We start from the raw sequence: 19,180 nt of genomic DNA on the forward strand, positions 1-19,180 counted from the left end.
GCTTTTAAGAATACCGGATCGAACCGCCGGGAAAACCCGGCGTATACCTGCTATCGATCACGAACGGTTCAATAATCAGGATGTAGCAACCCCGGCAGCACTGTCTGTCCCTGGAAAGCTATCAGTCCATCGACTTCAAATTGTCGAAGATTCGATTTCTGTCCGGTTTGGGTGGTCCGGCATTTTCGACCCGGACGGCTAGCGCAAGTATCCCCAGAGTCATCAAAATGGCCAGCCCGATCGCTGCCCAATGGAGCTTGCCGACACGCTCGACGTGCCTGTCGTTGTTCGATGTCGCCATGTCATCACCTCGAAAATTCGGTACCTCGAATTTACGAGAATCGTGACAGACGCCGCGGCCGCTCACCATGTGGAAGTTGCGTTGGCAGACTTCTGCAAAGCCGAAGGCAGAGTTGCCGGATTCGTGCGGCCTATGGTTTCATCGTCGCATCCGTGACAAACTATCTTGCTTCCGACACGATGGAGTTGCGGATGGAAAAGTCTCTCCACCCAAACGCCGCGCTCGCCGGCACGATCAACCTCGGCGATCTGACGGTTAATCGATTGGGCTTCGGCGCAATGCGCCTCTGCGGAGATTCAGCGTGGGGAAGACCAAGGGATCGAGGGCACGCGAACCGGGTTCTACATAAGGCCATCGAGCTTGGCGTAAACTTCATTGATACTGCGGATAGCTACGGCCCCGAGGCGAACGAGTTACAGATCTCGCAGGCGCTGTATCCCTATCCGCCAGATCTGGTAATTGCCACGAAAGGCGGTTTAGTGCGACCGAACCGCCGATCATGGGTCGAAAACGGCCGCCCCGACCATTTGCGACGGGCAGTTGAAGGGAGCTTGCAGCGCTTGCGGCTGGAACGCATCGATTTGTATCAGCTTCATGCACCCGACCCCAACGTGCCATTTAGTGAGTCTGTTGGAGCGCTCGCTGAACTACGGCGCACAGGCAAAATTCGCCATCTTGGCATTTCAAACGTCACGGTGGCGCAACTCGAATTGGCACTCTCCATCACGCCCATCGTGTCGGTTCAAAACATGTACAACCTGCGAGACCAAACCAGCGAAGACGTGCTCGCCGCTTGCGAGCGTCTTGGAATTGCTTTTCTGCCCTGGTATCCGCTGGGTGGTAAACGCGGCCTCAAGGCACGCAAGATAAAGCAAGTTGCCGCGCGTTCCGGTTTGACTCACGCATCCTTGTCCCTTGCGTGGCTGCTCACCAAGTCTCCGGTCATGCTGCCAATACCCGGCACGCGATCGATCGAACATCTGGAAGATAACGTGCGTGCAGCCGCTCTCCGGCTTGCACTGGAAGATTTAGCCGATCTGGGATGAAGGTAAATTTTACGCCCTGAACGGTTTCGCGCTCGCCGCGCGCCACGTCGTCCAGAGGATGCGAAGCCGCGACGGCGCCGGCGGCGTGAACGGATCGGCCGTCTCCAGCCGGGCCAACGTCTTCCCGACCGTCGCAAGCGGCAGGAAGGCCACGCGCGCAGCGGAAGGCGTATCCGCCAGCATCGCCAGCGCGTGATCCATCTGCGAGCCCGCCTCGCGGCGCAGATGCGCCAGCGCCTCTTTCAAAGGCGAGTTTGCCTGATGCAGGAAAACCTCCTCGGCCATCACGCCGTGGAGATTCATCAAATCGGCAGGCAGATAGAGCTGACGCCGCGCAGCGTGTCGTGGCAGCGCCAACATCACGTCAACCAGGCCTTCCGCAATGCCGGCATGTTCGGCAAGGCGCGTGATCTCGGGCGAATTCGCACCGAGCACGCGCGCGCGCAATGCGTAGAGTGCCGATGCCGTGTCGCGGCAATGCGCTTCCAGCGCCGCCATATCCGGCATCGGATCGTCATAGACATCGAAGACGTGCGCATCGATCAGGCGCACGAACGTCTCGACGGGAAGATCATGAAGCGAAATCGCGCGCAGCAATTCCGCCGCCACGGGATTGCCTTCGACCGCACCCTGCCCGCCGGCGGTCAGTGCATCGCGCCACCACTGCAAGCGGATCTCGCCGGGCAACGGCTGGCTGACATGATCGCGGACATGCGCGACCTCGGCATTGAAGGCCGCCAGCGCCAGCCATGACCGCCGCGCTTCAGGCGATACGAACAGGCTTGCGGCGTAGCTTTTGAAATCCTGCGCGCGCACCAGATCGGCGCAGAACGCTTCGGCGTCATGGGCGCTCATGGCACCGCGACCAGCGCGGCCGCGACGCGCCGGCGTTCACCCATCATGACGTTGTAGGTGCGGATCGCGGGCCCGGTCTGCATGGTATCGAGGACAATGCCCGCAGACCGCAAGGCGTTCCGCAGCGGCGCGGGCGCGATCCAGACCCCGCTCCCCGTTCCGATCAGCAGGGTATCGATGGCATTCGCGTTCTCGAACACGCGCGCCAGTGAATAGCGATCGATCTGAGCCGGATCGCTGACGGGCCATGCCCAGATCGCATCGGGCAGGCACAGCAGCGAGCCGCGATGCGACATCTCGGCGAACCGAAATCCGCCGTTGCCGTAGGCTTCGATCGGCGCGGATCGCGGAAGGTGCAGCGCGTCCGGCTCGTGATCGGTCATCAGGGTTTCGGCGGCTTGTCCTCGCCGCCCCGGTTTTCGCCCACGCCGAGATAGATCAGGATCGGCGCCGCGATGAAGATCGAGGTGTAGGTGCCAACCAGCACAACGCCGAAGGTCATCGTCGCCGCGAAGGAGTGGATCGCCTTGCCGCCGAACAGCAGCAGCGCGAGCAACGCCAGCGTCACGGTGACGTGGGTGATGATCGAGCGCGACAGCGTCGAGTTGATCGACGTATTGAGCAGATCGGTCATCGGCATTTTCTTGTAACGCCGCAGCATTTCGCGAATACGATCATAGATGACGACCGTATCGTTGAGCGAATAGCCGAGAATGGTGAGCAGCGCCGCGATGCTGGTCAGGTCGAATTCGATCTGGGTGATCGACATGAATCCCAGCGTCAGCACGATGTCGTGGACGTTGGCGATCATCGCGCCGAGCGAGAACTGCCACTCGAACCGGAACCAGAGATAGATGAAGATGCCTGCGATCGCGAGCATCAGGCCGACGGTGCCGTAAGCCAGCAACTCGCTCGACACGCGCGGCCCGACCACTTCGACGCGGCGATAATCGACGCTGTCGCCCAGCAACTGGCGAACCTTCTGCACGGCTGCCTGCTGCGCCTGATCGCCGCCGGGTTGTTCGGCGATGCGGATCAGAACGTCGGAGGGACCGCCGAACTGCTGAAGCTGGACGTCGCCGAAATTCAGCGTGTTCAACTGCGCGCGCAACGCCGCGATGTCCGCCGGACCCGACTTGGTCTGGATTTCCAGCAGCGTGCCGCCCTTGAAGTCGATGCCGAAGTTCAATCCGTGCGCGAAATACAGGCCGATCGCCAGAAGCGACGCCAGCGCCGAGATCGGAAAGCTGATGCGGCGAAACTGCATGAAGTCGAACTTCGTCTCGTCGGGGACGATGCGAAGCGCGGGAATCACGCCATAAATGCTGAGCACCGTCAGGACGACGATGAAGACGGCGAGCGCGATGATGATGGTGTGGGTCACAGTCTAGTGGTCCGTTCTGACGTTCAAATCGGCACGACTTTGGGCCGCTTCCAGCTCACCCACATCGCCACGATCAATCGCGTGACGGTGAAAGCCGTGAAAACCGTGGTGATGATGCCGATGCCGAGCGTCACGGCGAAGCCGCGCACCGGACCGGTTCCGATGTAGAACAGCACGGCCGCCGCGATGAAGGTGGTGATATTCGAATCCAGAATGGTCGCGAGCGCCCGCGTGAAGCCGGCATCGATGGCCGAGATCGCCGTGCGCCCCGCGCGCAGTTCCTCGCGGATGCGCTCATAGATCAGCACGTTCGAGTCGACCGCGATGCCGACCGTCAGAACGATGCCGGCGATGCCGGGCAGCGTCAGCGTCGCGTTGAGCAAAGACAGGATGCCGAAGATCATGGCGACGTTGATGGCGACCGCGACGTTGGCGAAGAAGCCGAACAGCCGGTAGGTCAGCAGCATGAACACGATGACCAGCACCGAGCCGACATAGGACGCGAGTTCGCCCGCGGCGATCGAGTCCTGTCCGAGTCCGGGGCCGACGGTGCGTTCCTCGATGATGGTCAGCGGCGCAGGCAATGCGCCCGCGCGCAGCAGGATCGCGAGATCGTTCGCGCCCTGCACGGTGAAACTGCCGGAAATCTGGCCGGAGCCGCCGGTGATCGGTTCGCGGATGACCGGTGCCGAAATCACTTCGTTGTCGAGCACGATGGCGAACGGCTGGCCGACATTCTCCAGCGTGGCCTGCGCGAACTTGCGCGCGCCGGAGGTGTTGAAGCGGAAGGAGACGATCGGCTCGCCCGAGCGCTGATCGAAGCCGGGCTGCGCGTCGGTCAGGTCGCCGCCGGAGACGAGCACCTGTTTCTTGATGACATAAGGCGTCTTCGGCGTGGACGCGCTCATCAGAAGTTCGGAATCCGGAGGCACCCGGCCCTGCTGGGCCTGATCGGCGGGCACGGTCGCATCGACCATGCGGAAATCGAGCTTGGCGGTCTTGCCGAGCAATTCCTTGAGACGGGTCGGATCCTGCAATCCGGGCACCTGCACCAGAATGCGGTCGACGCCCTGACGCTGGATCAGCGGTTCGACGGTGCCGAGTTCGTTGATGCGGCGCTCGACGATCTGGATCGACTGTTCGACCGACTGGCGGATGCGCTCGGTGATCGCTGCAGGCGGCACGGTCAGCCGGATCAACCCGCCGCCGGCGTCGCTGACTTCGACGCTGCGCTGGCCGCTCGATCCGAGGATTCCGCCCAGCGGCTGCGAGAGTTCGCGCAGTTTGGCGAGCGCGTTGGCCAGATCGGCCTGATTGGTGATGCGGACTTCTACGTTGTCGCCGCGAATGGCGAGACCAGTATAGGGGACCTTGGCATCGCGGAGCACGCGGCGCGTGTCGTCACGCACCTGATCGAGCTTGTCCTTCTTGACCGAGTTTGAGTCGACCTCGAGCAGGATATGCGAGCCACCCTGAAGATCGAGGCCGAGCACGATGTGGCGCTGCGCCCACTTCGGCCAGGTCTTGACGGTCGATTCAGGGAAGAAGTTCGGAACCGCGCAAAGGCAGACGATGAAGGCGGTCAGGATGACCGCCAGCGCCTTCCACCGCGTAAAATACAACATCTAATGTCCCGTGTCCGACGTTTGCTTTAACTTGCAGCATCCCCTCGTGCAAACGTCGGACACGAAGGGACATTAGCATCTATATTTACCAGTGGTCCTTTGATTCTAACATTCGCAAGCGCTACCGATGCGAGACGGTGCGAATGTTAGAATCGGACCACTGGATAACCCGTCAGATTAATGAAGCCGCAGCAGTCGGAGCGCGTCAGCTCGCGGCGGTTTCTTCCTTGGAGTCCTTGGCAGGCTCGCCCTTGGTCCGCACGCCGGAAATCATCTGGCGCATCTGACGAATGCGCACGCCGTCGGAGATTTCGACTTCAATCTGGTCGTCATCGACCACCTTGGTCACCTTGCCGACGAGGCCGCCATTGGTCACGACGGTGTCGCCGCGGCGGATGTTCTTCACCAGTTCCTGATGGTCCTTCAGCTTCTTCTGCTGCGGCTTGAGGATCAGGAAGTACATGATGACGAAGATCAGCGCGAACGGCAGCAGCGACATCAGCATGCTGTTGGTGTCGCCGGCGCCGGCAGCCTGAGCAAAGGCGGGAGTAATGAACATTCGAAAGTCCTCGGAAAGGCGTGCGCCAAGGGGGCAAAACGCGAAGGCTATTGGCCGTTTTGGCCGAATTTGCGCGGACTATAGCGGCAGACCGCCCAATTGCAACGGGACCGGAGATGTCGATTTGCCCATGCATTTGTGGCGCTTGCGGGCGCTCAAAGGCCTCGCTAAGGGTGCCCTACCGGTCTGGTTCTGTGGTGCTGATTCATGTCCAAAAAACCCAATAAAAAGGCCTCCAAAAAGGCTCCCGCCGCCACTGTCAGGGCGCGTCCCGGCAAGGCGCTGAAAACCGCGACAAAACGCCCTGCGGCTTCGGCCGCGCGCGACGCTGGGTCGCGCATCGCCCTAGCGCTGGAGAGCATCGCCGCCAGCCTGAACGCATCCGCCGCCAAACCGTCCGGTGCCGATTCTCTCAAAGGCGCCGATGCCTTCGTCTGGCATCCGGACGGACGGCCGGTCCCGGTTCCAAAAGTCAGCCGCGTCGATCTCGGTTTGCTCAAGGGCATCGACCGGATGCGCGACATCCTGATCGAGAACACCGAACGCTTCGCCAGGGGCCTGCCCGCCAACAACGCGCTGCTGTGGGGTGCGCGCGGCATGGGCAAGTCGTCGCTGGTGAAGGCGGCGCACGCCAGCGTCAACGCCATGCCGGAGGTCCGCGGACGGCTCAAGCTGATCGAAATTCACCGCGAGGATATCGAAAGCCTGCCGCTGCTGATGGCGCTGCTGCGGGAATCGGATTTCCACTTCATCGTGTTCTGCGACGACCTGTCGTTCGACGGCAACGACGCCTCCTACAAATCGCTGAAGGCGGTGCTCGAAGGCGGCATCGAAGGCCGGCCCGATAACGTCATTCTGTATGCGACGTCCAACCGCCGCCACCTGCTGGCGCGCGACATGATCGAGAACGAGCGCTCGACGGCAATCAATCCCGGCGAAGCCGTCGAGGAAAAGGTGTCGCTGTCGGATCGTTTCGGCCTGTGGCTCGGCTTCCACAAGTGCAGCCAGGACGAATATCTCGACATGGTGCGCGGCTACTGCAAGCACTTCGGCGTCAAGATGGCCGACGACCAGCTCGAACGCGAAGCGCTCGAATGGTCGACCACACGCGGATCGCGGTCCGGCCGCGTGGCGTGGCAGTTCACGCAGGAGCTTGCGGGCCGCATGGGCGTGCGGCTCGCGGCGAAGTAGACCGCACGGGCACCGACGAAGGCGAAGTTTACTGGACCGCCGTCAAGCGCGCGCGTTCCGTCCCCGACGGGTTGCGCCAGAAGCCCGCCTCGTCAACGATCAACCGGCCCAACTCGGCTGCGCATGGCATCAGGTCGCCATGCTTGCTGATCAGGACGTACTTTGCTTCCGGCAGAGGCGGCAGGCCGTCGTTGCCGTCAAGAACCATCATCCATGGTTCGATTTCCTCCTGGGCGAAGATCGACACCGCCAGCCCCGCTTGCACCGCCGCCTTCAGACCATGCTGGTTCGCCGACGTGAAGCCGACATGCCAATCGATGCCGGAAGCCGTGAGCGCATCGACAGCCATCGCGCGCATCGCGCACGGCGGCGGAGAGAACGCGAATGGCAGTGATGAATTCTGCGGCCGCTTGAAAGTGTCGGCTGCCGCCCAGACAAATTTCGTCCGACGAAGAACTGTTCCGTTCTCCTGATCCAGTCGGGTAATCGCCACCGCAAGATCGAGGTCGCCGGCATCGACCTTGGCCTGCAGGTCAAGACAGACACTGACCGAGACCTCGAGCCGGACCGCAGGGTAACTGCGCGCGAACCGGCCAAGCAGTTGCGGCAGCCGATCGCCGATGAAGTTTTCCGGAACGCCCAGCCGGACGGCGCCCGAGGCCGTGGAAGAATGAAAGCGGCGCGTCAGCGCCTCCTGGCTTTGCAAAATCTGTTCGGCGTGGCGCAGAAAATCCTCGCCGTCTTCGGTCAGGGTCAGCTTGCGCGTGGTCCGATACAGAAGCGGCCGCCCCACCTGCTCCTCCAGCCGCCGGATCTGGTGACTGACGGCGGATTGGGTCAAATGCAGCCGCTGCGCCGCGCGCGTGAATCCGCCGGTCTCGCAGACGGCAACAAAGGCGCGAAGCAATGTGGGCTCGAAATCCATAGACCCACATATATGACGACCAGAACTGAAATCAATAAAATCAATTCATTTCCGTCATGAAAAGATAGCGCCCATATCCCTCAATCCGCACCGGCGACATCCGCGTCGGGTTGAAAGGATTTTACATGCGCGTCTCGCCCTCAACCAGAAACACTGCCGCGCTGATCGGCGTCTGTCTGGCATCATTGATGTTCGGTCTCGAAATATCCAGCGTCCCGGTCATCCTGCCGACGCTGGAAACAGCCCTGCCCGCGGATTTCAAAGATCTGCAATGGATCATGAACGCCTACACGATCGCCTGCACGACCGTGCTGATGGCGACCGGCACCTTCGCCGACCGCTATGGCCGGAAGCGGGTTTTCACCACGGTCACGATCGCATTCGGCCTCACGTCGCTCATGTGCGGACTGGCGCAGAGCGCATCGGCGCTGATCGTTGCCCGGTTTCTGCAAGGTCTCGCCGGCGGCGCCATGCTCACCTGCTCGATTGCTATCATCTCGCACCAGTATCAGGACGAACGTGAGCGCGGCCGGGCCTTTACCGCATGGGGCGTTATCAGCGGCGTGGGTCTGGGATTCGGTCCGATCATCGGCAGCATGATCACCGCGTTATCGAGCTGGCACTGGGTGTTCCTGATCCATGTTCCGCTTACGATACTGGCCCTCATCCCGACGAGTATCGGTATTCTGGAATCGCGAGACCCGCACGCCAAGCGGCTGGATGGCTGGGGGATCGTGACGTTGACGATCGCCGTCTTCGGCCTAACCTACGTGATCACGCAAGGCGCAGACCTCGGCATAACGACTGCGATCGGGCTCGCGGCCATCGCAATTGCAAGCTTCACCGCCTTCGTGCTCGTGGAGCGCAACACCGCGCAACCGATGTTCGACTTCTCGGTATTCCGGATCCGAAAGTTTAGCGGCGCCATCATCGGCTGCATCGGCATGAACTTCTGCTATTGGCCGTTCATGATCTACCTGCCGATTTACTTCGAGGGTGGTCTTGGCCTCGACAGCAAGGCCGTCGGATTCCTGCTGCTGGCCTATACAATTCCGTTTCTGATCCTGCCTCCTATCGCCGACTATCTGCTCCGGCGTCACGGCGCCCGCATTGTCATTCCTCTTGGCATGGCCGTCATGGGCGCCGGCTTTATCGCCATGCGTTTCGGCAGCGGCCTGGAACAGGCGAGCTGGCTCACCGTGCTACCCGGCGCGCTTCTGGCCGGGATCGGACTTGGCCTGACCAATACGTCAGTGACCAACACCACTACCGGTGCCGTCCCGAGTAACCGCGCAGGCATGGCGTCCGGGATCGACATCAGCGCACGATTGATCTCGCTGGCCATCAACATTGCGGTGATGGGGCTGATCCTGCTGGAAGCGATCCAGTGGTCCCTTCCCGAAACGCTCACCGCCGCCCTCGACGGCCAGCAGTTGCGCGCAATGGCCTCGGCCATCGCCACAGGAAATTTCGGTTCGCTGCAACACGCGTATCCGGTGCTGTCCGTTCAGGATCCATCCGGTGCGGCCGTTCACGCGGCGCTAGTCAAGGGTTTCGGCTGGGTGATGCTCTATGGCGGCATCGGCGCGTGGATCCTGGCCGCGATCAGCTTCCTGATCTTCGGCTTCGAGGAAGCGACCGCAAAATCCGAACTGGCCTGCGTCATGGACACCGCCGAGTAAGCTCACCGGAGAGAAACAGTCCGCAAAAGAAAAATCCCCCGGCTTTCGCCGGGGGACATAGTGGATCTAGAAAATTTAAGTGGCTTACGCGCCGTTCAGGAATTGAAGCGGGTCGACGGCTGAAGATCCTTTACGGATCTCGAAGTGAAGCTGCGGCGACCCCACCTCTCCCGACTGACCCGATTTAGCAATGACCTGGCCGCGCTTGATTGAATCTCCGCGCTTCACCATCAGTTCACTCGCGTGGGCATACGCGGTGACGTAACCGTTGGAGTGCCGAACCAGGATCAGATTGCCATAACCTTTGAGTTCGTTGCCCGAATAGGCGACCACGCCGTCTTCGGCGGCCTTCACGGGCGTGCCTTCGGGCACGGCGACGTTGATGCCGTCATTCTGTTTGCCGTTGGTCTTCGCGCCGTAAGCCGTGATCACGCGGCCACGCACCGGCCAGCGAAACGTCGGCAGCGCATTGGTCGCGTCGGCGGCCTTCACCGGCGACTGGGCTTCAGGCAGATCGTTGGTTTCGGTCGCAACACGCGCCTTCTGCTGAGGCTCGACCGATGCGACCGTCACCGGCTTTGCAGCGGGAGCCGCAACCGGCGCAGGCTTCGGCGCTTCCGCAGCAAGCTGGGGTGCGGGCGCGGCAGCAACAGCAGCGGATTTGGCGCCGCCCGGAATGTTGATCTTGCTGCCGATCTTGAGCTGCGTGGTCACCGGAATGTGGTTCGCCGCGGCAAGCTGTGCGGGCGGGATGTTGTGACGACGCGACAGATTCATCAGCGTGTCGCCCGACTTGACGACATGCACGCTTGCCGGAAGACCGGCCGCAACCTTGGTGCCCGGCGCGGGCGACAATGCCGGCGGATTGGCGTGCGCCACACGGCGCGGAATCACCAGCTGCTGACCCGGCTGCAACACACGCGGTCCGCCGTAGCCGTTCGCCTTGAGGATTTCCGATGACGGCACGTTGTAGCGCTTCGAAATGACATCGAGCGTGTCTGCGGTCCCGACGATGATCGTGGTGCCGCCCTCGCGGCTGTATCCGGAGGTCGCGGCGACCGAGCGCGGCGCGACCGTTCCGGTGGTCTCGATGGGTGACGACGGCGGCGTATACGACGCCATCCCGCGTCCGCCGCCCGAGGTTGCAACAGGCTGAGACAACGGCGCGGATACGATCGGCGCGGAGCGCGGCCGACTGTACTGCGGAAGCTCACGCGGCTGCTGCTGGTAATTGTGCTGGTAGTTGCCGCTCTGCTGAACGGACCCCGTCGCCTCCGGCGCGCTGTTGCGCGACGCAAACGGATTTGAGAATGAGTTGTCCTGGAACCGTGTCTGGGTGTCGGCGCTACATCCGCCAAATCCGACCGAGACGAGCGCCAGGACCACAAAATGCGGCGCACGGCGCGAGCTTATCAACTCGACAAAGCGGGACATGGTTACTCACTTGTACGCAACTAACACAAATTTGAGTAAACACAGTCCGAGTAAATAACTCTTTAAGGCACCAAACCTGCCTCGCCGTCCGTGCCGCAGCTGCCACTTACATCTCGCGGGCGATGCCCTGCAGCGCGGGCACGAAACGCACCGCCACAAGGTCCTGCCGGTTGAAGCCATCGCCGGTTCGGACCACGCGCGTGAGAACCTGACGGTCGTCCACTGGCCCAACCGGCGCGATCAGCACCCCGCCCGGCTCCAGCCGCCCGAGCAGCGCGTCGGGAATGTCCTCCATCGCCGCAGTGACGATGATCCGGTCGAACGTGCCGAGCGTCTCGGGCACGCTGAACCCGTCACCGAGAACCACATCGACATTGCTGCATCCGAGTTCGGCAAGAACCAGCTTGGCGCGGTCGGCGAGCGTGCGAAAACGCTCCAGCGTCACGACGTCCCGGGCGAGCTTCGACAGGATCGCGGCCTGATAACCAGACCCGGTCCCGACCTCCAGCACGCGATGCGACGGCTCCAGTTGCAGTTGTTCGGTCATGTAGGCCACCACAAACGGCTGGCTGATGGTCTGGCCGCATGCGATCCCCAGCGCCGTGTCCCGGTAGGCATGGGGCCGGTCGGCCGACATGACGAACAGCTCACGCGGCACGTCTTCCATCGCCTTCAGCACCGCCTGGTCGCTGATCCCGCGCTGCCGCAGGTTCAGCTGAAACATCATCTTTTCGTGGGGCGTTGGTAAGGGCGACGGCATGAATCTTCAACGATCTAAGGACAAAACGGCTGTTCGATCTGTGGTATCATTTGACACGCATCGCAGGATCGGTTTTTTGCATACAGGTTCCCTTGATGGAACCCAACGCGCTGATAGAAGTTATGTGCGGAATAATTATGTTATTCCGGCAGCCGAAGCCGCTGCAACACGGGCAAACGTCGGATTCGGGACACTGGTCCAGATGTGTGGTTTGGGGGACGAATGTCGGGCATCGTAAAAGCAGGATCGCGCACGTCGATTCTGCTCGTCGAAGATGAAGTGATGATCCGCATGATGGTCGCCGACATGCTGGAAGAGCTTGGCTATGCCATTGCCGGCGAAGCGGGCGACATCGACGAAGGCGTCCGGCTGGTTCAGTCGACCGACTTCGACATCGCCATCCTCGACGTCAACGTCAACGGCAAGGTGATCACGCCCGTAGCCGAGGCCGTGCAGTTGCGCGGACGGCCGTTCGTGTTCGCCACCGGCTACGGCGCGCAGGGCCTGCCGGAAAAATTCCGCGACCGCATCACGATTCAAAAGCCGTTCCAGGTCGAAACGCTGGCGCGCACGATCGAGATCGTGCTGAAGGGCATCGCGGCGTAGGACGTCGGAACGACGTCGATCATTACTTCAAAACACCCTTGAGCTTTTCCGAGAACACGACATCGGTGCGGTCGAGCCGCAGCGGCGTGACCGACACGAAATTCGCATCCAATGCTGCAAGGTCGGTGCCCTCGCCTGGCACATCGATCACCGCCAGCCGCTCGAACCCGATCCAGTAATACGGATTGCCGCGGCCATCGCGACGCTCGTCGACGCGCAGGAAGCCCTGATTGCGCTTGCCCTGCCGCGTGACCGCAATGCCTTTCACTTCCTCCGGCATGCACGCCGGGAAATTGACGTTGATCACGGTGTCGCGCGGCACGCCGAGCTTCATCACATTGCGGATCACGTCGGGACCGAACTTCAGCGCCGTCTCCCACAGGGGCTTGTTGCGCGTCTCAAGCGAAAATTCCTGCGACAGCGCGAACGACGGCAGACCGAGGATGGTGCCTTCCAGCGCGCCGGCGATGGTGCCGGAATAAACCACGTCCTCCGCAACGTTGCGGCCCTTGTTGACGCCGGACAGAACCACGTCGGGCAGCTTGTCCTTGAGGATGAAGCGCGATCCCATGATGACGCAATCGGTCGGCGTGCCGCGGACCGCGAAGTGACGGTCGTCGAGTTCGCGCAGCCGCATCGGATCGTTCAACGACAGCGAATGCGAGACGCCGGATTGATCCATTTCGGGCGCGACCACCCAGACGTCGCTGGACAGCTGCTGCGCGATCTCCTCGATGACCTTGAGGCCCGGCGCGTGAATGCCGTCGTCGTTCGTACAGAGAATTCGCATGTTATTTTTCTTCCCTAGCGATCACTTTGAGGCCGCCCATATACGGCTGCAACACGTCCGGCACGGCAATCGAGCCGTCCTCCTGCTGATAGGTTTCCATCACGGCGATCAGCGCGCGGCCGACGGCCGTGCCCGAGCCGTTCAGCGTATGCACGAAGCGCGGCTTGCCGTCCGGTCCGCGCGAGCGCGCGTCCATGCGCCGCGCCTGAAAATCGCCGCACACCGAGCAGGACGAAATCTCGCGGTACATGCCGCTCTCGCCCTGCCCCGGCATCCAGACCTCGATGTCGTAGGTCTTCTGCGACGCGAAGCCCATGTCGCCGGTGCACAGCGTCATGACGCGGTAATGCAGATCGAGCTGGCGCAGCACTTCCTCGGCGCAGGCCAGCATCCTCTCGTGTTCGTTCTTCGATTCCTCGGGCGTGGTGATCGAGACCAGTTCGACCTTGGTGAACTGATGCTGGCGGATCATGCCGCGCGTGTCGCGCCCCGCAGCGCCCGCTTCCGCGCGGAAGCACGGCGTCAGCGCCGTCAGCCGCATCGGCAGTTCTTTTTCGTCGAGGATGGATTCGCGGACGAGATTGGTCAGCGGGACTTCAGCGGTGGGGATGAGCCAATACCCCTCGCCGCCGCTATCGATTGCGCCTGCCGCAAATTGATCATCGCGAAACTTCGGCAGCTGCGCCGTGCCGAACATCGCGTCGTCGCGCACCAGCAGCGGCGGATTCACTTCCGTATAGCCGTGTTCGTTGGTGTGCAGGTCGAGCATGAACTGCCCGATGGCGCGTTCGAGACGTGCAAGACCTTTCTTCAAAACGACAAAGCGCGAACCGGACATTTTCGCCGCCGCCTCGAAGTCCATGGACTTCATGGCCTCGCCGAGCTCGACATGCTCCTTCGGCTTGAACGCATAGTTGCGCTTCGCGCCGAAGTGATGATGCTCGACATTGCCGTGCTCGTCGGCGCCGTCGGGCACCTCGTCGAGCGGCAGGTTCGGAATCTGCGCGAGTTCGGTCTTGAGGTCGTCCTCGTATTTCTTCGCCGCCGCTTCCAGTTCGGGAAGCTTCGTCTTGAGTTCGCCGACCTCGGCCATCAGCGTGTCGGCGCGCGCGTTGTCCTTGTTCTTTTTGGCGTCGCCGATTTCCTTGGACGCCGCGTTGCGCCGCGCCAGCGTCTGTTCCGACGCCAGAATGGCCGCGCGGCGCTTCTCGTCGAGCGCGATCAGCGGCTTCGACAGCGGCTCAAGCCCGCGCCGTTTCAATGCTGCGTCAAACGCATCCGGGTTGTCGCGAATCCAGCGAATATCGTGCATGGCAAATTTCCAGTGATGGCCGGGCTTTCCCGGCCATTGGCGCTATTTCTGCGTGCGTTAGAACAAGTCGTGGATGCCATCGCAAGCAAATCTATGCCGCTTGCGCGACAAAAATGCCAAGCCCGGGCATGACGAATCGAGGGCATGACAGCCACAATACCCCGAACACACGACTGGCTGTACGACAGGGAGAGCGAACCGCCCTACTCCGCAGGCGTCGTGGCGGGAGGCGACGGAGGCGTGTCTGCCGGCGGGGTCGTCCCCGTGGCCTGCTTGGCCTTGTTTCTCTCCACGATCGCAACCGACCAAATCGAACCCTCGTAGAGAACCAGCAGCGGGATCGCCAACGACATCTGGCTGATGACATCCGGCGGGGTCAGCACGGCGGCGATGATGAACGCCACCACGATGAAATAGCGCCGTTTCTCGCGCAGTTGTTTCGAGGTCAGGATTCCGATCCGCCCCAGCAGCGTCAGCACCACCGGCAGCTGGAACGCGATGCCGAACGCGAAGATCAGCGACATCATCAGCGAGAGATATTCGCCAACCTTCGGCAGCAGCGCGATCTGTGCTGTTTCCGTGCCGCCCACCTGCTGCATCCCGAGCGAGAAGCGGATCAGCATCGGCAGCACGAGGAAATAAACCAGCAGCGAGCCCAGCGCGAAGAAGATCGGCGTCGCGATCAGGTACGGCAGGAACGCGCCGCGCTCGTGCTTGTAGAGGCCGGGCGCGACGAACATGTAGATCTGCGCCGCGATCACCGGAAACGAGATGAAGCCCGCGCCGAACATGGCGAGCTTCAACTGCGTCAGGAAGTATTCCAGCAATGCCGTGTAGATGAATTTGGAATTCTCAGGCCCGGCGACCCAGACGAACGGCCACACCAGCACGTTGTAGATCTGCTTGGCGAAGAAGAAGCAGAAGATGAAAGCGATGCCGAACGCCAGCAGCGCCTTGATGAGCCGCGAACGCAGCTCGATCAGGTGATCCATCAACGGCGCTTTGGTGGCTTCGATGTCTTCGGTGCTCATGACGCTTTGGCGTCCGGCGCAGGCGCGACGCTCGAAGGCGTCACATTTGATGGTTCGGGTGCCGGCGCATGTGTTTCGGCTTCCGCGAAGGTTTCAGCAGTCGGCGGCTCGGGCGTGGTCGGCGTGGCGGGCGGGTTGATCGCGTCCTCGACGTCCTTGTTCAGCGACGTCAGCAGATTGGTCGGCGACAGATCTTTCGCCGCAGCCGAGGCGTCATCGAACGTCTTCTTGATGTCGGCCATTTCCGCTTCGCGCATCGCTTCGTTGAACTGGCCCTGGAATTCGGAGGCCATCCGGCGCGCCTTGCCCATCCATTGCCCGACCATGCGCAGCACGCCTGGCAACTCCTTCGGGCCGATGGCGATCAGCGCCACGACGCCGATGACGACCAGTTCACTCCACCCGATGTCGAACATGGAAAGATCCGTTTGCGGAGCTTTGCCCCGCACTCACTCAAAAAAAGCGAAGTCTGAAATCAGACGACCTTGCTTCCGACATCGCTTCGCGACGACGTGGCCGACGGCGCGCTGTCGATGGTCTTGACTGGCTCGGCAGGCTTGTCGGCCGGCTTCACGTCGTCGTCCGCCATGCCCTTCTTGAAGGCCTTGATGCCCTGTGCGACGTCGCCCATCAGGTCCGAAATCTTGCCGCGGCCGAACAGCAGCAGGACGACGCCGATGACGACGATCCAGTGCCAGATACTAAACGAACCCATACTGCCATCCTCCAAACACGCGCCGGTTTATGTCCGGCCAAATCTGACCGGAAAGTAGGCTGCGGAGGTGTCAAAAACAAGGATTAACCCCGCGTCATGACTGCGCAAACCGGCGCATTGACACGAGAGTTAATGTTCGTCTTCCGGACTGCGCGATAACGCGAAACCGGGACCTGACATCAGCTTTCGCCGCTCTTTTCGGGCTCCACGGCGGGCGCCAGCGTCAATTCGAGATCACCGGGCTCCAGCGGCTCCTCGTCGTCGCGCAGCGCCGGATCATCCGAGGGCGATGGAACAGAGAAGCCGCCCGGCAACCGGGTGTCCAGCAGGCCCGCGCCCTTCAATTCATCGAGACCCGGCAGATCGCCCAGCGCTTCCAGGCTGAACTGCGACAGGAAAGCTTCCGTGGTGCCGAATGTGAGCGGCCGTCCCGGCGTCTTGCGGCGTCCGCGCGGACGGATCCAGCCGGTCTCCAGCAACACATCAAGGGTGCCCTTCGACGTCACCACGCCGCGGATCTCCTCGATCTCGGCGCGCGTCACCGGCTGGTGATAGGCGATGATCGCCAGCATCTCGATCGCGGCGCGCGACAGGCGGCGCGTCTCCGTGCTTTCGCGCGTCATCAGCCAGGCGAGATCGCCCGCGGTGCGGAAGGTCCACTTGTTGGCGACGCGCACAAGATTGACGCCGCGCATGGCGTAGTCGGCCTGCAACTGCGCGAGGGCCGCTTTCACGTCGACGCCTTCCGGCATCCGCTTGGCGAGCGATGCCTCGTCGAGCGGCTCGGTCGATGCGAACAGCAGGGCTTCGAGGAGACGCAGTTCCTCGGGGCGCGCAACGACCTCGTCCGAGGACTGCTGCTCCACGGGCGCGATGTGCTTTGCCGCCACACTCGTTCTCGCCGGACTTGGCATGGCCTTGTCTCCTTCTTCCACTTACTCGACCGGCGCTTCCGACGCTGTGTGAGCGTCAGGAGGCAAACTCCCGATATGCTTACGAAAATACAATGGCGCGAACGCTTCCTTCTGATGCAGGTCCAGCGTGCCTTCGCGCACCAGTTCGAGCGCCGCAGCGAAGCTCGACGCGAATACCGTCGCCTTCTGCGTGGGGTCCATCACGTAGCGCATCAGATATTCGTCAAGGCTCGCCCAATCCTCGGACTCGGCGGAGCCGACCAGCCGCTCGAGCGAAGCGCGCGCTTCCGACAGCGACCACACCGTCCGCTTGGTGAGATGCACGGTGGCAAGCACACGCTGCTGACGCTGCGTCGCGTAGGATGTCAGCAGATCGTACAGCGTCGCAGTCCAGCGGGCGTGCTTGATCTGCGCAATCGATTCCGGCTGGCCGCGCGGGAAAATATCCCGGCGCAGTTGCGGCCGCGTCATCAGGCGGTTCGACGCCTCGCGAATTTGTTCGAGTCGGCGCAGCCTGTTGGCCAGCGCGTTCGCCAGATCCTCGGCGCTAGGTCCCTCGGCTTCGGGAGGTTCAGGCAGCAACAGGCGTGATTTCAGATACGCGAGCCATGCCGCCATCACGAGATAGTCGGCTGCCAGTTCCAGCCGCAGCTTGCGCGCCGCTTCGATGAAAACGAGATACTGATCGGCGAGCGCCAGAATGGAAATCTTGGAGAGATCCACCTTCTGCTGACGCGCGAGCGCAAGCAGCAGGTCCAGCGGACCTTCATAGCCTTCGACATCAACGACGAGCGCCGGTTCGTCCTCGGCGCGTTCCGCCGGCAATCCGGTTTCGAAGGACAGGATTTCCGCGCTCATGACGTGAGGCTCCCTGCCCGCCCTATCAGCCGGTCGAGTTCGGAACGCGCGGCGACGCGATCGAACGGCTGCGGCGGCTTGCGCGACGCCAGCGCGCGGTCCGCGCGGGCCAGCGCCTCGCCCGCAAGCACAGGCGTCTCGCCGGCAACCTCGAGCATCTCGTCGAGCTTGCCGTTGCAATGCAGGACCACGTCGCAGCCCGCCACCAGACTGGCGCGGGTCCGCTCCGCAATCGATCCCTGCAGGGCGTTCATCGAAACGTCATCGCTCATCAGCAAACCTTGGAATCCAATTGTTCCGCGAATCACCTCTGCGATGATTGTCGCAGATGTCGTCGCCGGTTGGGCGGGGTCCAGCGCGCTAAACACAACATGTGCCGTCATTGCCATCGGCAGATCGGCCAGCGGCGCGAAGGCCGCAAAGTCCGTTTTGGCGAGTTCCGCTGCGGGAACATCGACCGTCGGCAACCGAAAGTGGCTGTCCGCCGTGGCCCTTCCATGGCCGGGAATGTGCTTCAGAACCGGCAACACGCCGCCCTGAACCAGCCCGTTGGTGACCGCCCGGGCAATGGCCGCAACCTTGTCCGGCGATGTCCCATAAGCCCGGTCGCCGATCACGCCGTCCGCACCGGGAACCGGCACGTCGGCCAGCGGCAGGCAGTCCACGGTGATCCCGAGATCGGTCAGATCGGCCGCAATCAGGCGCGCGGTCAGGCGACCGGCCTCAAGCCCCGCGCCGGGATCGGTGTCGTACAGGGCGCTGAAGACCGCGCCGGGGGGGTAGATAGGCCACTGCGGCGGCTGGAGCCGCTGCACCCGCCCGCCTTCCTGGTCGATCAGGACCGGCGCGTCGGGGCGCCCTACCGCGGATCGTAAATCCTGAACCAGCCGAATGACTTGGTCCGGATTTTCAACGTTGCGCTTGAAAAGAATGAAACCCCACGGACGGGTGTCGCGCAGAAATGCCCGCTCGTCGTCGGTCAGAGCGGTTCCCGAAACACCCGTGATGAATGCGCGCGCGGCCATCCTCGGCGATTAGCCCGCGCGCGGCTCCAGGGTCAAGGAAAGCAGGGAAATTCAGGGGTATTTGCGGGTGTCATCCACCGCAAATGCGGCCGATCTCAAGGATCTGGCGCGAAGCCGTCACCCTGAGGTGCCGTAGCGTGGCGAACGCCTCGAAGGGCGACGGCGAC

21 protein-coding genes are annotated in these 19,180 nt (G+C 62.3%); 4 read left to right on the forward strand and 17 right to left on the reverse strand.

What is annotated here, in order from left to right; genetic code table 11:
- Positions 1-121: 121 nt before the first annotated feature.
- Positions 122-301: a hypothetical protein gene (locus AC07UB_RS02955; RefSeq protein WP_492789114.1), complete on the reverse strand. Its 180-nt coding sequence runs from the start codon at positions 299-301 to the stop codon at positions 122-124.
- 191 nt (positions 302-492) lie between these two features.
- Between AC07UB_RS02955 and AC07UB_RS02960 the strand changes: the two genes are divergently transcribed.
- On the forward strand, positions 493-1,347 hold the full coding sequence (locus AC07UB_RS02960; protein ID WP_494652224.1) for an aldo/keto reductase: 855 nt from the start codon (positions 493-495) through the stop codon (positions 1,345-1,347).
- 9 nt (positions 1,348-1,356) lie between these two features.
- On the opposite strand, the gene AC07UB_RS02965 is transcribed toward AC07UB_RS02960, so the two are convergent.
- The 5 genes from AC07UB_RS02965 to yajC form a co-directional block, all read right to left on the reverse strand.
- Positions 1,357-2,202 carry a phytoene/squalene synthase family protein gene (locus tag AC07UB_RS02965; RefSeq protein ID WP_494652223.1) on the reverse strand — a complete coding sequence of 282 codons (846 nt, stop codon included), beginning with the start codon at positions 2,200-2,202 and terminating at the stop codon, positions 1,357-1,359.
- A complete protein-coding gene (locus AC07UB_RS02970) occupies positions 2,199-2,585 on the reverse strand; it encodes an Mth938-like domain-containing protein (RefSeq protein WP_492789111.1) in 387 nt (128 codons plus the stop codon). Before AC07UB_RS02970 ends, AC07UB_RS02965 begins: the two co-directional genes overlap by 4 nt.
- Positions 2,585-3,586, reverse strand: a complete 1,002-nt coding sequence (secF, locus tag AC07UB_RS02975) for a protein translocase subunit SecF (protein ID WP_492789110.1) — start codon at positions 3,584-3,586, stop codon at positions 2,585-2,587. The genes AC07UB_RS02970 and secF overlap by 1 nt, the downstream gene beginning before the upstream one ends.
- A 23-nt stretch (positions 3,587-3,609) precedes the next feature.
- On the reverse strand, positions 3,610-5,211 hold the full coding sequence (secD, locus tag AC07UB_RS02980) for a protein translocase subunit SecD (protein WP_494652220.1): 1,602 nt from the start codon (positions 5,209-5,211) through the stop codon (positions 3,610-3,612).
- Between the two features lie 205 nt (positions 5,212-5,416).
- Positions 5,417-5,770 (reverse strand): preprotein translocase subunit YajC, encoded by a 354-nt coding sequence (gene yajC / locus AC07UB_RS02985; protein WP_019197008.1) that lies wholly within the window; start codon positions 5,768-5,770, stop codon positions 5,417-5,419.
- Positions 5,771-5,977: 207 nt separating this feature from the next.
- On the opposite strand from yajC, the gene AC07UB_RS02990 reads away from it, so the two are divergent.
- Positions 5,978-6,961, forward strand: coding sequence for an ATP-binding protein (locus AC07UB_RS02990; RefSeq protein ID WP_494652218.1), 984 nt, complete (start codon positions 5,978-5,980; stop codon positions 6,959-6,961).
- 28 nt (positions 6,962-6,989) lie between these two features.
- Here the strand turns inward: AC07UB_RS02990 and AC07UB_RS02995 are convergent, their stop codons facing one another.
- Positions 6,990-7,886 (reverse strand): LysR family transcriptional regulator, encoded by an 897-nt coding sequence (locus AC07UB_RS02995; RefSeq protein ID WP_494652216.1) that lies wholly within the window; start codon positions 7,884-7,886, stop codon positions 6,990-6,992.
- Positions 7,887-8,011: 125 nt separating this feature from the next.
- Here AC07UB_RS02995 and AC07UB_RS03000 point away from each other — a divergent pair, with 125 nt between their 5' ends.
- Positions 8,012-9,568 (forward strand): MFS transporter, encoded by a 1,557-nt coding sequence (locus tag AC07UB_RS03000; RefSeq protein ID WP_494652214.1) that lies wholly within the window; start codon positions 8,012-8,014, stop codon positions 9,566-9,568.
- Between the two features lie 84 nt (positions 9,569-9,652).
- Here AC07UB_RS03000 and AC07UB_RS03005 read toward each other — a convergent pair whose 3' ends face one another.
- Complete coding sequence (locus tag AC07UB_RS03005; RefSeq protein ID WP_494652212.1) at positions 9,653-11,002, reverse strand: peptidoglycan DD-metalloendopeptidase family protein; 1,350 nt, start codon at positions 11,000-11,002, stop codon at positions 9,653-9,655.
- Positions 11,003-11,108: 106 nt separating this feature from the next.
- A complete protein-coding gene (locus AC07UB_RS03010; RefSeq protein WP_494652211.1) occupies positions 11,109-11,762 on the reverse strand; it encodes a protein-L-isoaspartate(D-aspartate) O-methyltransferase in 654 nt (217 codons plus the stop codon).
- Positions 11,763-11,984: 222 nt separating this feature from the next.
- Here AC07UB_RS03010 and AC07UB_RS03015 point away from each other — a divergent pair, with 222 nt between their 5' ends.
- Positions 11,985-12,368: a response regulator gene (locus AC07UB_RS03015; RefSeq protein ID WP_492789103.1), complete on the forward strand. Its 384-nt coding sequence runs from the start codon at positions 11,985-11,987 to the stop codon at positions 12,366-12,368.
- Positions 12,369-12,390: 22 nt separating this feature from the next.
- Here AC07UB_RS03015 and surE read toward each other — a convergent pair whose 3' ends face one another.
- From surE to nagZ, 8 genes are all read right to left on the reverse strand, one after another.
- On the reverse strand, positions 12,391-13,158 hold the full coding sequence (gene surE, locus AC07UB_RS03020) for a 5'/3'-nucleotidase SurE (RefSeq protein WP_492789102.1): 768 nt from the start codon (positions 13,156-13,158) through the stop codon (positions 12,391-12,393).
- 1 nt (position 13,159) lies between these two features.
- Positions 13,160-14,470 (reverse strand): serine--tRNA ligase, encoded by a 1,311-nt coding sequence (gene serS / locus AC07UB_RS03025; RefSeq protein ID WP_494652208.1) that lies wholly within the window; start codon positions 14,468-14,470, stop codon positions 13,160-13,162.
- Between the two features lie 203 nt (positions 14,471-14,673).
- On the reverse strand, positions 14,674-15,501 hold the full coding sequence (gene tatC / locus AC07UB_RS03030) for a twin-arginine translocase subunit TatC (protein WP_492789100.1): 828 nt from the start codon (positions 15,499-15,501) through the stop codon (positions 14,674-14,676).
- Positions 15,498-15,917 (reverse strand): Sec-independent protein translocase protein TatB, encoded by a 420-nt coding sequence (tatB, locus tag AC07UB_RS03035; protein WP_492789099.1) that lies wholly within the window; start codon positions 15,915-15,917, stop codon positions 15,498-15,500. Before tatB ends, tatC begins: the two co-directional genes overlap by 4 nt.
- A gap of 59 nt (positions 15,918-15,976) precedes the next feature.
- Positions 15,977-16,216 (reverse strand): twin-arginine translocase TatA/TatE family subunit, encoded by a 240-nt coding sequence (locus tag AC07UB_RS03040; RefSeq protein ID WP_492789098.1) that lies wholly within the window; start codon positions 16,214-16,216, stop codon positions 15,977-15,979.
- A 179-nt stretch (positions 16,217-16,395) separates the two neighbouring features.
- A complete protein-coding gene (scpB, locus tag AC07UB_RS03045; protein ID WP_492789097.1) occupies positions 16,396-17,130 on the reverse strand; it encodes an SMC-Scp complex subunit ScpB in 735 nt (244 codons plus the stop codon).
- Between the two features lie 21 nt (positions 17,131-17,151).
- Positions 17,152-17,988, reverse strand: a complete 837-nt coding sequence (locus tag AC07UB_RS03050; protein ID WP_492789096.1) for a segregation and condensation protein A — start codon at positions 17,986-17,988, stop codon at positions 17,152-17,154.
- Complete coding sequence (gene nagZ / locus AC07UB_RS03055) at positions 17,985-19,013, reverse strand: beta-N-acetylhexosaminidase (protein WP_494652205.1); 1,029 nt, start codon at positions 19,011-19,013, stop codon at positions 17,985-17,987. The genes AC07UB_RS03050 and nagZ overlap by 4 nt, the downstream gene beginning before the upstream one ends.
- Positions 19,014-19,180 lie beyond the last annotated feature (167 nt).

It is taken from the genome of Afipia sp. GW821-FHT04G03 (assembly GCF_059419985.1).

Coding starts and splice junctions, on each gene's coding strand:
- AC07UB_RS02955 (WP_492789114.1), bottom strand. CDS start 301: ATGGCGACATCGAACAACGACAGGCACGTCGAGCGTGTCGGCAAGCTC.
- AC07UB_RS02960 (WP_494652224.1), top strand. CDS start 493: ATGGAAAAGTCTCTCCACCCAAACGCCGCGCTCGCCGGCACGATCAAC.
- AC07UB_RS02965 (WP_494652223.1), bottom strand. CDS start 2,202: ATGAGCGCCCATGACGCCGAAGCGTTCTGCGCCGATCTGGTGCGCGCG.
- AC07UB_RS02970 (WP_492789111.1), bottom strand. CDS start 2,585: ATGACCGATCACGAGCCGGACGCGCTGCACCTTCCGCGATCCGCGCCG.
- secD (WP_494652220.1), bottom strand. CDS start 5,211: ATGTTGTATTTTACGCGGTGGAAGGCGCTGGCGGTCATCCTGACCGCC.
- yajC (WP_019197008.1), bottom strand. CDS start 5,770: ATGTTCATTACTCCCGCCTTTGCTCAGGCTGCCGGCGCCGGCGACACC.
- AC07UB_RS02990 (WP_494652218.1), top strand. CDS start 5,978: ATGTCCAAAAAACCCAATAAAAAGGCCTCCAAAAAGGCTCCCGCCGCC.
- AC07UB_RS02995 (WP_494652216.1), bottom strand. CDS start 7,886: ATGGATTTCGAGCCCACATTGCTTCGCGCCTTTGTTGCCGTCTGCGAG.
- AC07UB_RS03000 (WP_494652214.1), top strand. CDS start 8,012: ATGCGCGTCTCGCCCTCAACCAGAAACACTGCCGCGCTGATCGGCGTC.
- AC07UB_RS03005 (WP_494652212.1), bottom strand. CDS start 11,002: ATGTCCCGCTTTGTCGAGTTGATAAGCTCGCGCCGTGCGCCGCATTTT.
- AC07UB_RS03010 (WP_494652211.1), bottom strand. CDS start 11,762: ATGCCGTCGCCCTTACCAACGCCCCACGAAAAGATGATGTTTCAGCTG.
- AC07UB_RS03015 (WP_492789103.1), top strand. CDS start 11,985: ATGTCGGGCATCGTAAAAGCAGGATCGCGCACGTCGATTCTGCTCGTC.
- surE (WP_492789102.1), bottom strand. CDS start 13,158: ATGCGAATTCTCTGTACGAACGACGACGGCATTCACGCGCCGGGCCTC.
- serS (WP_494652208.1), bottom strand. CDS start 14,470: ATGCACGATATTCGCTGGATTCGCGACAACCCGGATGCGTTTGACGCA.
- tatC (WP_492789100.1), bottom strand. CDS start 15,501: ATGAGCACCGAAGACATCGAAGCCACCAAAGCGCCGTTGATGGATCAC.
- tatB (WP_492789099.1), bottom strand. CDS start 15,917: ATGTTCGACATCGGGTGGAGTGAACTGGTCGTCATCGGCGTCGTGGCG.
- AC07UB_RS03040 (WP_492789098.1), bottom strand. CDS start 16,216: ATGGGTTCGTTTAGTATCTGGCACTGGATCGTCGTCATCGGCGTCGTC.
- scpB (WP_492789097.1), bottom strand. CDS start 17,130: ATGCCAAGTCCGGCGAGAACGAGTGTGGCGGCAAAGCACATCGCGCCC.
- AC07UB_RS03050 (WP_492789096.1), bottom strand. CDS start 17,988: ATGAGCGCGGAAATCCTGTCCTTCGAAACCGGATTGCCGGCGGAACGC.
- nagZ (WP_494652205.1), bottom strand. CDS start 19,013: ATGGCCGCGCGCGCATTCATCACGGGTGTTTCGGGAACCGCTCTGACC.